Origin of the sequence: Ferrimonas kyonanensis DSM 18153 (assembly GCF_000425405.1) — a bacterium.
Taxonomy (GTDB): Bacteria; Pseudomonadota; Gammaproteobacteria; order Enterobacterales; family Shewanellaceae; genus Ferrimonas; species Ferrimonas kyonanensis.
In genome coordinates, this window is the sequence record NZ_AUDJ01000029.1 from 19623 (window position 1) to 33489 (window position 13867).

The window sequence follows — 13867 nt, forward strand, 5'->3', positions numbered from 1 at the left end:
CCTTTGGAGGCCTCATGCAGCTAGAACCTGCGCTTATCGAATACATCAATGCAATGGCCTGTCTCGAAACGGGCGAATTTTTGTATAAAAAATACTGGCTAATCACAATTCATGAAAATGAAATGCTCTCTCGGCCAATAGACAGCCTTCCCGATGGCACAAAGCTTTGTGTTCTTGACTGTCGGGAGCCGGGCCTCTCTAAACCAGCCATCGCTACTTTTAGGTTGGAAAACCTGGCTAAACATAGCCTCGCGGCATATTTGGAATCGCTCTGAATTGGTAAATACGGAAAACAGGAGGGACCACCTCAGAAGACGATTTGATGTGCGAATGCGGTTGGGGCGGCGCAGACGCCAGTTTTAGCTACAGAGAAAGAATGACCTTTTAAACAAGACCCGCCTGGTGGCGGGTTTTTTTTTGGTTCACCTCTAATAAATGCAGGAAACCACCCTTAATCGGCTCGGTATCTGCAAAAACTCTCATTAGCCAGCTCGCATACTAAGAATGCTAATGGACCTTTCACCTGGCGTTCACACTCGTGTGGCCATGGGGGGCTGTAACGTCAATGGAGAACGTACTGATGAGATTGATGAGTGGACTAGCTGCGCTGCTATATCTGTTGCCGTCGCTAGCATCCGACGTCACCATGGAGCTTGGTGAATTACATGCGCTGGCTGTTAATAAGCCGCTGTTTGACGGGAATTCTAAGCCGCTTTCGGTGATCAGGGGGACCGGGACAACTGAGCTCGGCTTTCCCATGGAGGGACCGCAGAATGCCGTGTTGACTTTGGATCCAACGGCCGACTTTCCCATCATTGTTGCTGGTGTTGAGATCCAGCCTGGCGAGACGGTTTCTCTGAAGGTGACGGTCGCTGATCCTAAGCGTGGGTTTGAAGTGCCTGTATACCCAGGTGTTGAAGGTGTGCTTGGTTCGGCCCCATTTGTTATGACTATTGATCGGGTTTATGGACGAGGATGCCCGGACAGCTATGAGTTTTCGGAAGAAAGCTGCACGCAATTCCGTACTATGGTTGTTGATTGGTACTGTCAAGACGCTAGCTATCAACTTAAAAGTAATCAGGAGTGCCACAAGCCTCAGTATGAGTCGATGATCAAGAGTTGCCCAAGCGGTTTCTCTCTTGAATATTCGTCGAATACTTGCAGTAAATTTAAGCAGGTTGTGGCCAACAAAACCTGTGCTGCAGGTTTTGATTTGAACAGTAGCAGCTGCATCAAGTTATTGACCGCGAGCCTGCAGTTTACCTGTTCGTCTGGTTTACTACATGGTGAGCAATGTATTGGTACTACAGTAACCCCTGCAACAGCTTATTGTGCCAATGGATATGCGCAACGAAATGGCCGTTGCGAATTGATGTTAATTGAGGAGCCTATATACAGTTGCAGTGGAGGGACCTTAAGTGGTGGCCGTTGTATAACTCAATTAACGGAGCCGGCAACAAGTTCTTGCCCGGTTGGCTTCTATAGCTCGGGCTCGTCATGTAATAAGCAAACCACTATCGCTGCAACTGCGTTTTGTGAAGTTGGGACATTGTCCGGCGCCAGTTGTGTTTCAATTGCCTCTAAGCCAGCAAAATTGAATTTTGAGTATGGATGTCCTGATGGTGGTAGTCTCAAGCCTGGTAACGTCTGCTACCAACTATATTCTTCGCACAAAAGCATGGCTTTACCGGAAGGGAGTGGTTGGGATTGCACAAATGAGGATGTGATGCCAGGAGAGCCAGCGACTCTGATATGTGAGAGAACATATTCGGCTTCGATGATGGGAACATCCTATTCCTGTGAAACGGGCTGGAGTGTAATTGGCTCGAACTGTCAAAAATCGACTAGTACAGCGGTGGCCTATTCTTGCACCAGTGGCTACACACTGTCTGGAAGCAACTGCTTGAGAAACACGACTACTGGTTTGGTGTACAGCTGCGCAAACGGGACACTTAGTGGCAATGTATGCTTGGTTAGCAATTCTAGTGATGCGGAAATGAGTTGTGCGTCTGGCTTTTCAATCAACGAGACCTCTTGTACCAAACTATTGCTCAAACCATATGATTACCAATGCAGCTCTGGCTGGGATCTGTCTGGCAGCTCTTGTTCACAGGCAACAAGCTCGGCAGCGACGCCTTTCTGTGAGCCTGATTATTCGATTAGTGCAGGCAAGTGCATAAAGACACTGGTTACCAGCGTTGACTACGAGTGTGAACCCGGCTGGGTCTTATCTGGGAGTAAATGCAGCACAACATTGAAACAGGCTGCAATTCAGGAAGGGTGCCCGATTGGTTCTCAGCCTCATCAAGGGGATCAGTGCATAAATATGCTGATCGTTTCAGCCCTACCGCGTTGTGAATCGCCGTATCTCTTTGATAGCGTCAATTTGCGCTGCGAGTACACAGACATTAAGCCGATAGGGTTTTATTGAGGCATAGTTATGTTTTACTGGACCGCAACAACCTTGATTTTTTGAGTTCAAAAACTACGAAATGGCGCACGGTTAATTCATGAAGTTTATCTATTCAAAGTTGCTGGCTTAAGGCCACATATTTTGGAGGAAATGGTCAGGTTGCATTGATTTCTAACTGACGCCGACTAGGCGCTGTGATTCGTAATTTAAATGGTGTTAGCTCATGATTACTAGCACTATTCATGCGCTATGTCATTGAAAATTATCTTTCAATGTAATAGAAAGCATTCTTGAATTACAAATAGTTGTCCTTATGAGTTCTTCTGATTCAGACATCAAAATCCGCATCGTCACCAGTGCTGTTCTGCACTATCGCATTTCACTTTTGGACGGCAGTACTGCCCCTGGGCGTACTGCTGGCAATCGGCACATCGTAAGCTGGCTTAAGCAAGCGCAGAAATCACGTCGTTTTGGTCTCGCAGGCAAGGTGACGCTCGATGCGCTTTTGGCACATGCTGTTAAGAACCGGTTTATGGTTTCTTTGATAGACGAGCTAGAGGCTCTGGTGGTCCCGGGGCGTGCTAAGCCTGGCAACGGAGCTGAAAAGCCCGCTTTGCTGAGATTGAAGGAAGCAGGGGAGTCCTTGGTAGAGAGGGGCTATACGGTACAGATCCCGTTTGCACATGATTTTAAAACGGGTATGCCGGACCTGCCTGTCCCTTCGGCGCTGGTGCTGGCGGAGGATATGGTCTGTTTTGACGATAGTGGTGCTCTTACTGAAGAGATCTCGCTGGTTACAGTGACTGAGGGGGAGCCTGACGGGGTGATAGAACTGTTCCAGCAGTTCGGGTTGTCGCTGCAACACAGAGCAGAGGCTAAGCCTCAGGGGTGTGTGCAAACCGAGTATAGATTGACGACCGCGAGTGAAGCCTGAAGCCGCTTTCTGATAAGTACGGACAATGAAAAAGCCCAGTCTGCAAACTGGGCTTTTCATGTCTGATTGACTTCGACTCTGTTACAGGAAATCTTTCATTGATGGGATCTGCTTAGCTTCCTCCATCATCTCAGCGCAAGCTGCTTCGACAATCTCCTTACAAAGCTCGACGTGGGCCCTTTCCGCTTTAGTAAGCCCCATCTCCTCAACTTCCTTCAGAGCATATGGCAGAGCCTGAGTGATACGGTTTATCACATCCAGAGTTAGAAGCTGCATGCGTTCAAGACTGATACCCAGCGTGTTGGCAAAATCTGCCAGTGCAAAAGCGGTCATTGGGTCTTCAAAGTTGCCGGGGGTGCCAGCCTCGTACTCGCCAATAGACATGGCGTAGAAGCGAGGTGTGCTCTGATCCCTGCCCTGAGCGGACAATGCCTCGGCATCTTGTCGTGCCTCTGCCTCACGATACAGTGCCTCGATGTTCACTAGGTCGTAGAAAGGGGTGAGCTGTAACCCTCTTCTACCCACAAAGAAGCTTATGTTCTTGCCATGAGCGTCGAAGTTGCGGTTTAAGACGTTGAAGACCACCCACTGAACCAGTTGGCGGTGATAAGTCAGTTGGTCATTGGTTTGGACTGCGGCCAGCTTCGGCAAGGAAACGCCATCCCTGTACATCCTGGCGTCTGGCCCGTCGCCGTTCTGTCGCTCGTACTTATATGCTGATGGAAGATTAGTGGCCTGGCAGCCATCAATAACGTGGCGCCTGGATACTCGATTTTCATCCAGCAAGTATCTGCGGTCAAAGCGATCGACAATCAGGGTGCGAACCCCACCAAATGTAGTAATTCGGGTAGTGGCCACCTGATCAAGGGTGCGTCGGGCCAATGCCATTGTGAAGGCCTCATTGACCACAATATTTGGCACTCTTCCTGATTCGAACTTGTAGATGGTGTTGGAGCAGAGCTCGCCCTCACCAAGCCCGAACTGGTCACCTATCTCCAGGATGTTGAGCTTATCCTGAACACCGGCCACCGACAGGCGGGTGCGGCCGTCCCAGTAAGTAATGAGCCCTGCATTCTGAAGGCGTTGCCCCATCTCCTCATCGGTGATGACCCGAAAAGAGGACGCCTCCTGCTGAAATCCGGGAGCCGTGAAAGAGAGAGCGCCGGCGGTCTCGGTGCCAATACGACCTACCAGCGCAAACACGTTGGCTCGGGCAATAGTGGTGTTTTCCAGTAGCTCATCCAGCCCCTTACCTTCCGGTATCAGGTTCTCCAGGAAGTTGCGGACGTTGCGAGGAGGGATGTCCTCGTTGAAGGGCAGGTGCGGTGATACCGGGTAACCATTTTCGAGCCAAGCAGGGTCATAAGTAAACTCAAACTCGCTAACACTGCCAACAGGCAGCGCAAGGATCCCAACTAGGTCTTTCTGAGCTAGTCGAACCTCAAGCAGCTGGCGGTCAGGTCCAGTCATCATCTACCTCCGGGTGAACATGAAAGGGTGACAAGGAACTTGGCTCATCGGTCCTTATCTGGAATGACAGGCCCAGGTACTCCATAACCTTGAGGACGTTGTTAAGGTTGACGCCGATATCGCCTTTCTCGATCTTCACCAGGGTACTCTTTGACATGCCAAGAGTATCCGCGACATCCGCCTGGCGCAGGTTAAGCGTGGTGCGCTTGGAGGTAATCGCTTTTGCCAGCTGCAGTGGCGTGAATGGGAGCCGCAGATCGGGCATGGCCACTGGTTGGACAGATTTCCCTTTTCTCATGTTCATAAGTCCAGAAAAATAGAATTATAAACCTAAGGTACCCCAAAACACCTCTTGAGACCAGAAAAATGAAATTGACAGCGATTTTCTCCGTTTGGCTTACTAAAAGTCCATAAAACTACACTTAAAAAAGTAAAGCTGCCAAAGGATTTCAAAAGGCCATAAAAATAGAATTATGAGAGCTTTACCTTCTTGATGTAGATGTTGTAGCGGATTCCTAGGGACTGATTTCGGCTTTGGCGCAAGCCTGTTGAGCTGTATCGCCACAACCGCTACAAGCAACGGTGTTATGGACAGGATTTTTGTACTGATGGATGTGCTACTGAAGTCACAGACCTATAGCTGTATTGGCAAGCGAGCCAAGACCGTTGAAATCAAGTATCGATGCCTCCGCGTAGACCGGTAGCCAGTCTTGTCATTGATGCCACTGGGTTATGACGAGGGAGAATGGAAGATGTGTAAGCATGGCAAGGAGAAGCGGCATGTCTGGCGCATGCTTCACCTTGCTGTTGATGACCAAACTCACGAAATGAGTGCTGCGGAAGTGAGCCTTGAAAACGTGGTCGACAACGAGGCACTCCTAACACTGTTGAGCCCTCTAACGGCCAACTATGCGTCAGGCATCAACCGATGATGAATATGACAGCAAGGCGTGCCATAAACTGACGAAACGGAGTGGCAAAAAGCCTTCCATCCCGCCACTTAAGATTGTCGGTTACTGGGCGGATGGCCACCCAAGAATTGAGGAGCAATGAATTGTAGCAGTGGAAACGGGACAATGACTACAGCGCCTAGTCGGAGAAGCGTTGGCTGGAGTCAAAGCGATGAAAAAAGTCATAGAAATGGGTATGCCTATTCGACTGCGAACTGCCCAGATAACGATTTCCCTTGAGGCAATTGCGTCTCAAGCCTGGGTTTGATCGAGAAGCTACCTAGCAACATTATCAACTTAACCTATTACAAGACCAATTTGTTGTGGCGTTAAGGGCTTTAAAGAAAGCGTTTAATGGTTGTTTCGCCTGCCCAGAATCGCTCCTGTTGTCAATTTAATCGCGAGGACATTTATAGTCATCTATCGCATTTTTTTCGTCAAATTTGACATGAAATCTCTTTTTTGTTGTTGTCTTCTTATGCTAAGTTTGGGGTCTTGTTATAAATTCGTTGGAGTTTATCTGTTATGCGGTTAAATAGTTTTGTTGTTATATTGCTTTTGATGCTCTTTGCATTTCCATCGTTTTCTGCTCTTAAGCCACCACCGCCACCTAAAAAGGAACCAAGTCCATATCACTGGGTTAATTGTGTTGATTTGGAGCCAGAGTTCTCTCCTTTAAAGGCAGAAAAATTTGATGTTCCCGCAAACTCAGAGTATACACGATGCTTTAGAATGACCGGACACAACGACTCTGTTGTTTTAATTACTCAACGCTTCTATTTGAATGATGTGGATAATATACAGGTTTTTGTTGCTAACGATAAAAACTCTCCATATGAAGCATACAGAAAAATAAACTTCAACAACGTTAATTCCGAAGTTATGAATGCTTCTAAAATAGCTGGAGGAGATTCTGATGATGAGATTAGAGTTGTTGTGAAGTTCTCACCTCATTCCGCAGAGCGAGAGCTTGTCATATCATATGGGATGTCCACTGAAGGTACAGGGTTGTTAACTTTAGGAGTTGCTTCTAACGGAGGGGAACAAACTCAAGGTGATGAGTATAAAGGGCCGAGTACTTACCATATGGACTTTTCAAACCAGGATGGCATACAATCAATAAACAGTGAGTTAGAACGATATGATATTTCTAGATACAATAGAAATAGTGAACAATTCGAGTGTTCTCCAGGAGAGGTTCCGCCGGAAGGAATTAGTGATAACGAGCCGTTGAACTCGGCATTGTTACCAGTGGAGGCGCACAATCTTAGTTTATATGTTGAAGATGATCTGGCTAGAAAGGTAATAGGAGAAGTGGTTGGATCTACCGAGGACCGCGCATTGAGAATGGCCGCTGCAACTACCGCATACATAAAGTCTAAGTCATACAATAAAAAGGAGCATAGATCATTTTACCTTGGAGCCGCGGAAAAGGTGGCGGGTCATTTGTCTGTAAATTCAATGCTTGACTCTCTTTCTGGAGATGTTGATATAAATGCATATAATAATGGCGTAAGTTATGGATCCCGTTTCTTGAATGACCCCATACGATATGAGTACATCGATTCTTGCAGTAAGGAAAAAATCCATGATACAGGTGTTTGCATATCACGTGAATTTAAATTCAGATTCACTGGCATGACTGCTAATCGATGGTATTATAGAAAGTTTCCATATTATTTTGGTGAGAGAGTTAACCTGCATGTTTCAGCTAATCTCTATAGTTTTCCTGATAGAATCAAAGCGGATTCACTAGGAGGAAGTGAAAGAAATATTACGGAGCTATATTATAGCCCAGGTTACATGAAAGGAATAGTTGCACACCTATTTTCAGTTTCCGACCATAGTGATAATAAACACGGACCAATACAGTTTTGGGCTATACCTATGAAGGGGGTTGGGGTTTCTGCCGCGGAAATATCTGTTAAGTGCACGCCGATAGAATGGTGATTAAAATATTTACCATTTGAATTTAAGTGTATCTGATTACGTTTTTTAACTTATTAATTCTTCTATTTAAGAGGGTTAGTTGCATTAAGCATATTTATGGTTCTTCACAAATTGGCGGGAGCAGGATACAAAAACGGCTGGAAACGTTATAGTTTCATTGTACAGCCAACCAGCCGTTTTTGATGTCGAAGCTTACCTTACCAATCCCCTTCTAGGACGGCTTTTAATTGTCCATACCGATGTTCACCAGCATAATTTTACCATTTACTTGTCTTCCCACGACCATAGCAGGTGTCGCTTGCGCAACAGGTTTCTGTAATTCAAATGGCTAACAAGGATAAAAGAGCAAGGGGAGAAGCCAAAAAAACTAAAATGCGTAAGCGAAAGGAATTCGTTAATAGCTTAAGTGGAAAGCTTGAGCCCGTGCTCGATAATCCTCGATAGGGAGTTTATTCAGTATTCTGGCTATGGCAGGGAATAGGTAAGCTGTGATTCATTTTTCGACCTGCCATCGGAGGCGTTTGTCACATAAGCGAGGATTTGTAGATGTAGTCCGTGAGTTAGCTGTTAAGGATTTTTAGAGATTATATTTCTTCTTTTTTTGTCAGTGACAAAGCCCTCTAGAACTGAGTACATATTAGGACATGTCTCGGAAATCACCTTCAGTCCCTCAGAGCACTTAGGATTGCCCATCATGGCTGTGCCAACACCACAAGGGAGAATCGTATACTCTATGAAATTTCGATCTATCTTTCCTCTTGACCCATTAATACACTCTTCTTTGTAGTCATGTTTATTGAGTTCAATAGTCAGAATAGCTTCCTTGATGTGATTAATATTTACATCGGTTTCTTTTGCGCAGCCAGATATGACTATAGCGGAAAAGAGACCAAGGTTATAGTTTTCATTATTATTTTTATTCTTTATGAAGTTACGCGTATTTTATCCGTTGGCAAAACCAAAGATAAACTTTGTATATGGCTAAGTAAAATTTTCGAATCTATCAATAAGTCAACATCTAATGCTTATTCATAAAAATCAATAATTAGAATATTTAAATTGATTTTAATGTTGGTTGTTAAACTGACATCATTAATTTTAAATATGTAGCTTTCTTAAAGCATCGCGCATCTTTTGCTCATCGCGCTTATCATATCGCTGGGTTGTGCGAAGATCAGAATGTCCCAACAAACGCTGCACAATCAAAATGTCGACGCCGGCATTGAGTAAATTAGTGGCAAAAGTTCGTCGCAAATCGTGAGGAGAGAACTTCTGTGTTCCAGCAATTGCTTGCAAGTGCTCAAGCGCGTTACGCACTCCAGAGACACCCAGAGGAAGCGATTTTGGGTGTACCTGATTATTCCTGTTGGTCCGATAAAACAGCGGCCCAGGCTGATCCCCGCGTAGTGCAAGGTACTTATGCAACGCCGCTAGGGCCCGGGGGCTAAGCTCTAACACTCGTTCTTTGTTACCCTTTCCTAGGATCCGCATGGTGCGCTCGTACTTATTGAAGCTGGCCATGGACAGGCCTACGGATTCCTCCCTGCGCAGCCCCAGATCGGTCATTAGCAGCACCAGTGCGGCGTCGCGGGCTGCTCGGAATGGGGGAAATCTCGCTGCTTGCTCCACAAGTAACTCTATTTCTTGGGGTGTGAGTTCACGGCCAGCAGGCGCACGAGTGCCTTTTACTGGCTTCACTTCTTTAATGAGCATGTAGGTATGAGCATCGATAAGTTGCAGTCTAAAGCAATGAGAAAGCACCCCTTTAATAGCCGCCAGGTAAAGATTGCTGGTGTTTGGTGCTAAGCTTTGAAGCATGTTTGATTCTTCGACACTTTCTTTGGACTGTGTCATAGAGCTCAGGGTAAATAAATGGTTTTTGAACTTATTAATGGTCAGGTAGGTTAATTTATGCCATGGAAATGTGAAAGGATCATTCCAGTCGAAGCGTCGGGCAACGTTACTTAGGACATATTCCATGCGAGATTTAGAATTGGCAGAAGGCAAGTCATCCAAGTAGGCTGTGACAGCCACACGGGTTAATTCATTGGTGTGATCGACACCGTTTAAAATAATTTCTGAGTTGGGTTGTGCTGCTAGTACCAATTCGTTGCTCATTAGTTCCTAAGTCCATCTTGGTGCCGATCCAGGCGATCCCGGTTAATGATCGAAGAGTGTATAAATATAGTCTACTGCCTACTCCTGGTTGATTACAACAATAAAGACGCATTTACTGCTCTAATGTTTGGAGGGGGAGGGACCTAAAAATTGGTACTCCTGTGTGAAATCTGGAACAGGGTAGGGCGCAAACCTCTAAAAGATTCGCGTAGCGCAACGTTGTTTTGACTGTTTTTGCTGGGTGGCCACCGCTGTAACCGTTGGTATGACTGGGTTTTGAGGGTGATTTAGTGCCGAAATCAACCCAAACGAACGACGCGGTATCTGCCGCATTTTTAACCGGCCTGGTACGTCCGGTCCCGGCGAGATGAAAAAGCTCCCTAATGGGGGTGGCTCGGCGAGGCGGCACTCCTTCCTCAGCGGCAACACGAGCCGGCGTGGTTCTTTATCTCAACCAATACGGTGCCATCTTCAGGGATAGGCATGCTCCAGCAGGTAACGCGCAAGGGCTCCAGGAAGTCCTTAACGTCCACTTGCACATGCACATCAGGTAGCTCAGAGGTTGGGTGATCCAGGTCGTCCGCATCCACCAAAGTCGCCTCTCTCGATGTCAGGCTGTTGGCCGCATGCAACACCTCGATCAGCCAGCGCACATCTGTGACTGGTGGAAGGTCCGGGGGCAGCTCAAGCACCTGAAGGCTGTTCTTCCAGAACGGACCAGTTATCACTAAGTGATCTCGCATGGGCGTCTCCATCGATGAGTCGGTGAAGCTGACCACCAGGTAGTGACCAGCACTTAGTCGAGCCTGCTGCTCCAGTTTATGCGGTCCTCTTTCCCAGGAGCCGCTCTACATAGTTGGCGGGGAACCCATAGGTGGCGTCGGGGTCGCCCACCTTCTTCGCTAGATAGGGGCGCTTTCGTGCTCGGCGATTGAAGCCGGCAAGCACAAAACGTTCACCCCCGGATTCAAAGGGAACGCTCAGGTCGAGGCCGTTCAAGGGGTGGGACGGGATTGCGGTCAATGCTTTCAGGGCGGTCATTTCCGGTGTGACTGCGGTACCAGATGCATTCAGCAAGCACAGTTCGACGGGCATCCGGGCGTCGGTTCTGGAGTATCGGATTCTGCCGAGCTGCAGGCTGATCCCCAGCTTCTGCGCCAGTGTGTCAAGCTGGGGCTGAAGTTCGGCACGTAGCTGTTCCAGGAGTTCGGTGGTGACTTGGGTCGGTAGGGTCATGATGGTGCTCTCCTTGCTTTAGATTCAGACAGAGCATCTCACTTGGTGGTGATCGCGCTACTGCGACGGCTATGCGTATGGCCTATTGCTGCCTTACTCAGTCAATAATTATGACAACGCCCAGCTTTCAAGATCGCCTCATGGCACTCCGAATCACACCATGATGACCACTGACAGGCTCCCTCTGCCACAAAAACCGCCTTCCAGCACCACTGAGGTTCGCTACGGAGTGCAATTAGGGATTATTCCCTATTGGACGTTGTCATAAAACTTGTGACAGCGGCAGCGAATTTACTATGATATTGATATGATGAACGACCCCTGAGCACCTGTTACGTTAGCCATGGACATTCGTAATCAACTGAAACAGACCTACCGCGACATCGAGGTCAGCCAGCGCCGGCTGGACTCGGCACTCGATGCCTGCCTGTATGTGCAGGCCAAAGCTTACGAGTTGCCGGCAATCGCCGAGGACGACAGCTTCAAGGCCATCAGCACGCTCGAGCCGAGTCTAATTGAAGGGTTCACTGCCGAGGCCAAGATCCGTCGTGCCTGGGCCCGCTATTACGTGGACAGCGGCAGCTCCACCCTCTGCTCGGTGAAGATGCCTGGGGTCGTTCAATACCAGGCGGCGCCAGGTGAGCTGCAGCGGATCTTTGAGCTGGTAGATGACCTAAATAAGCGCAAGCGGAGGTTTGAAGAGATCTCCCAGCTGATCGACGATGAGTACGAGCGCCATGCCGCCATCCACGAGCTGTTCCCGCGGCTGCACAACAGGCAGCTGTGCCGGCAGCTGCATTGCGTCGGCGGCGATTTGGTACCAGACAGCATCGGCTTTAGCTTCAGCAATAAAGTGGTGGCGCACCAGGTGAGCGTTGACGCTACCCTCACCCGCCTGGAACAGACGCTCGGCCATTCACTGCTGGCCGCCGCTGACGCCCAACTTGCACGCGCTCGAAGAGACAAGATCCTAGATCTGCAGCAGCAGTACGGCGATGATCTGGTCCTGGTACACCGCCGCTTCGGTAAGGTGCAGCCGATCTATAACCTGCGCTACGATCGCCAAGTTAGGCAGAAACCGGCCTCGATGCCGCTGCTCCTGCTGACCACCACAACAGGCCCGGTGAAACTCAACAACCTGGCCAGCTACAGCATGCGAGTACCGGAGCTTACCGGTGGGGAGTTCCTGGATCCGACCAGTCCTATATATTGGCGAGCCGGCACAGATTAGCGCGCATGATCACTGCTGGTACCGGTGAACCTTCACGCCTTCACTCTAAACGACCATTGCCCCGCCAGCGCATCATTCAAGCCAACCCACGTACAGATCCACTTCACCGCGGTGGAGAACCTGGTGATGGAAACTCACATCCTTCCCTTCAATAACCTATTGCCCGGGGCCGATGGCACGGACCCGCGTGAAGCTGCACTTCTCAAGGATTGAACTGCGTGCTGCACCTGCCATGCTGGAGCAGATGCCTCGTAGTCGCAAGGTCGCGCCCACGCGGCTCCTACGAACAACGCTTACTGAGGCGCATTCATAGCTGTCTTGATCCAGGTGCAGTTGCCACATTACTTATTACCTCTTGTGAGTAGAACATTAGGGTTCTACTCCACCGTACGGCGCTTTTGGAAAATGGGATAGTTTGCCGGGTTTTTAGAGAAACTGCGCTTCGGGGCTCCGGTGCAACTTGACTCCAAGGCCTAATGTGCGATGTTGACAAAGAACCACATTCAAGGAGATAGGAGATTAAAATGGATTTTATTCGTCCTGCGGTACTGGCCCTGTTCATTGCGGCCTGCAGCCCTACCCCCACCATTCCTGCGCAAGTTGGTCATACAGCGACACTACCGTTCCACATGGTCTTTGAGTCCACCGACGACGGGCGCTACTCGCCACGAATCCCGGTGAAGTTCTTCGACTCCAGGGTTGCGGCCGGCGCAGCGAAGATCCCCGCCGGCGACTGGACTGTAAATGGCGAATCGATGATCCAACCGAGAGCGCAGTACACGCTGGTACTTCGGGAGAGCGGATTTTTCGAGATCACTGACATCGAGTGACACCTAGGCAAACTCATCACCCGGGCACCAAGCAACAGGGCAACAGCACACCAGGTGCGGCAGATCCTGGCAGGCGCCAAAGGAGACACAAATGGGAACTGACAGACAGTACGCCCCAGGGGAAACGCCGGAAAGACGGGCCCTGTACGAAGCGGTCATTCAAGAGCTCAAAGCCAAGGGCACCTTCTCCTCGGCCGTGGAGTATGGCTGCGTAGGGGAGTGGATTGATGCTGTGTTTGAAAAGGATATGTCCTTTAAGTGCCCGGACGAGCAAAATCACTGGGCCAAGCTGAGGTTCAACGGCGTGGAGCGGTGCTGACGCCGTTTGAACTGAACTCACGCACGATAAGAAGCTGCCCTCCTGGATGTCATGATAAAAATTCAATATGGTCAATGTCCTACGCGGCATGGAGCCAATCGTTCATTTACCAGGGCGGAAGCAAAACGTTATACCTAATGTAGGGATCAGTCACAAAAGGAGTTGTGCATGATGGGGGATCAGAAGCAAACTGCGGAATATCTCAAGGGTATTCGGTTAAGAGCAAGGATTTCGCCAACGGAAATGGCGGAGAAGATTGGCGTTAGCCGCCGCCAGATTTACTACATCGAAGAGGGCGATGGTCAGATTACCGTCCCTCAAATGCAGCAATGGATCCATGCCTGCAAGCCATCAATGGCCAGCGTCATCAAGAACCTGTTCCCGCAGTTTCAAGCCAACCTCCATCGCTACTAGAT

13 protein-coding genes and 1 pseudogene are annotated in these 13867 nt (G+C 48.8%); 9 read left to right on the forward strand and 5 right to left on the reverse strand.

Annotated features, from left to right (window positions below):
* Nucleotides 1-14 precede the first annotated feature (14 nt).
* The 3 genes from H598_RS0110865 (at nt 15) to H598_RS0110875 (ending at nt 3347) form a co-directional block, all read left to right on the forward strand.
* Nucleotides 15-275, forward strand: a complete 261-nt coding sequence (locus H598_RS0110865; RefSeq protein ID WP_028113041.1) for a hypothetical protein — start codon at nt 15-17, stop codon at nt 273-275.
* A 305-nt stretch (nt 276-580) separates the two neighbouring features.
* Entirely contained in the window at nt 581-2431 is a 1851-nt protein-coding gene (locus tag H598_RS26495) for a hypothetical protein (RefSeq protein WP_156897002.1), read from the forward strand.
* 295 nt (nt 2432-2726) lie between these two features.
* Nucleotides 2727-3347, forward strand: coding sequence for a hypothetical protein (locus H598_RS0110875; protein ID WP_028113043.1), 621 nt, complete (start codon nt 2727-2729; stop codon nt 3345-3347).
* 81 nt (nt 3348-3428) lie between these two features.
* Here H598_RS0110875 and H598_RS0110880 read toward each other — a convergent pair whose 3' ends face one another.
* Entirely contained in the window at nt 3429-4820 is a 1392-nt protein-coding gene (locus tag H598_RS0110880) for a HipA domain-containing protein (RefSeq protein ID WP_028113044.1), read from the reverse strand.
* On the reverse strand, nt 4804-5115 hold the full coding sequence (locus H598_RS0110885) for a helix-turn-helix domain-containing protein (RefSeq protein ID WP_028113045.1): 312 nt from the start codon (nt 5113-5115) through the stop codon (nt 4804-4806). The genes H598_RS0110880 and H598_RS0110885 overlap by 17 nt, the downstream gene beginning before the upstream one ends.
* A gap of 283 nt (nt 5116-5398) precedes the next feature.
* On the opposite strand from H598_RS0110885, the pseudogene H598_RS26980 reads away from it, so the two are divergent.
* Nucleotides 5399-6035: pseudogene (locus tag H598_RS26980) on the forward strand (transposase); the annotation flags it as partial.
* 257 nt (nt 6036-6292) lie between these two features.
* On the forward strand, nt 6293-7717 hold the full coding sequence (locus tag H598_RS26500) for a hypothetical protein (RefSeq protein ID WP_156897004.1): 1425 nt from the start codon (nt 6293-6295) through the stop codon (nt 7715-7717).
* Between the two features lie 1098 nt (nt 7718-8815).
* Here the strand turns inward: H598_RS26500 and H598_RS27115 are convergent.
* The 3 genes from H598_RS27115 to H598_RS0110910 all read right to left on the reverse strand — a co-directional run bounded on the left by H598_RS27115 (nt 8816) and on the right by H598_RS0110910 (nt 11071).
* A complete protein-coding gene (locus tag H598_RS27115) occupies nt 8816-9835 on the reverse strand; it encodes a tyrosine-type recombinase/integrase (RefSeq protein WP_051252667.1) in 1020 nt (339 codons plus the stop codon).
* Between the two features lie 416 nt (nt 9836-10251).
* Complete coding sequence (locus H598_RS0110905) at nt 10252-10578, reverse strand: hypothetical protein (RefSeq protein WP_028113048.1); 327 nt, start codon at nt 10576-10578, stop codon at nt 10252-10254.
* A gap of 76 nt (nt 10579-10654) precedes the next feature.
* Complete coding sequence (locus tag H598_RS0110910; RefSeq protein WP_028113049.1) at nt 10655-11071, reverse strand: hypothetical protein; 417 nt, start codon at nt 11069-11071, stop codon at nt 10655-10657.
* A 343-nt stretch (nt 11072-11414) separates the two neighbouring features.
* Between H598_RS0110910 and H598_RS0110915 the strand changes: the two genes are divergently transcribed.
* The 4 genes from H598_RS0110915 (at nt 11415) to H598_RS0110935 (ending at nt 13865) form a co-directional block, all read left to right on the forward strand.
* Entirely contained in the window at nt 11415-12302 is an 888-nt protein-coding gene (locus H598_RS0110915; RefSeq protein WP_028113050.1) for a DNA replication terminus site-binding protein, read from the forward strand.
* Nucleotides 12303-12826: 524 nt separating this feature from the next.
* The gene (locus H598_RS0110925) at nt 12827-13132 is read left to right on the forward strand and encodes a hypothetical protein (protein WP_028113052.1); all 306 of its coding nucleotides are present in this window, start codon (nt 12827-12829) and stop codon (nt 13130-13132) included.
* A 91-nt stretch (nt 13133-13223) separates the two neighbouring features.
* A complete protein-coding gene (locus H598_RS0110930; protein ID WP_028113053.1) occupies nt 13224-13451 on the forward strand; it encodes a hypothetical protein in 228 nt (75 codons plus the stop codon).
* A 168-nt stretch (nt 13452-13619) separates the two neighbouring features.
* The gene (locus tag H598_RS0110935; RefSeq protein WP_028113054.1) at nt 13620-13865 is read left to right on the forward strand and encodes a helix-turn-helix domain-containing protein; all 246 of its coding nucleotides are present in this window, start codon (nt 13620-13622) and stop codon (nt 13863-13865) included.
* Nucleotides 13866-13867: the final 2 nt, after the last annotated feature.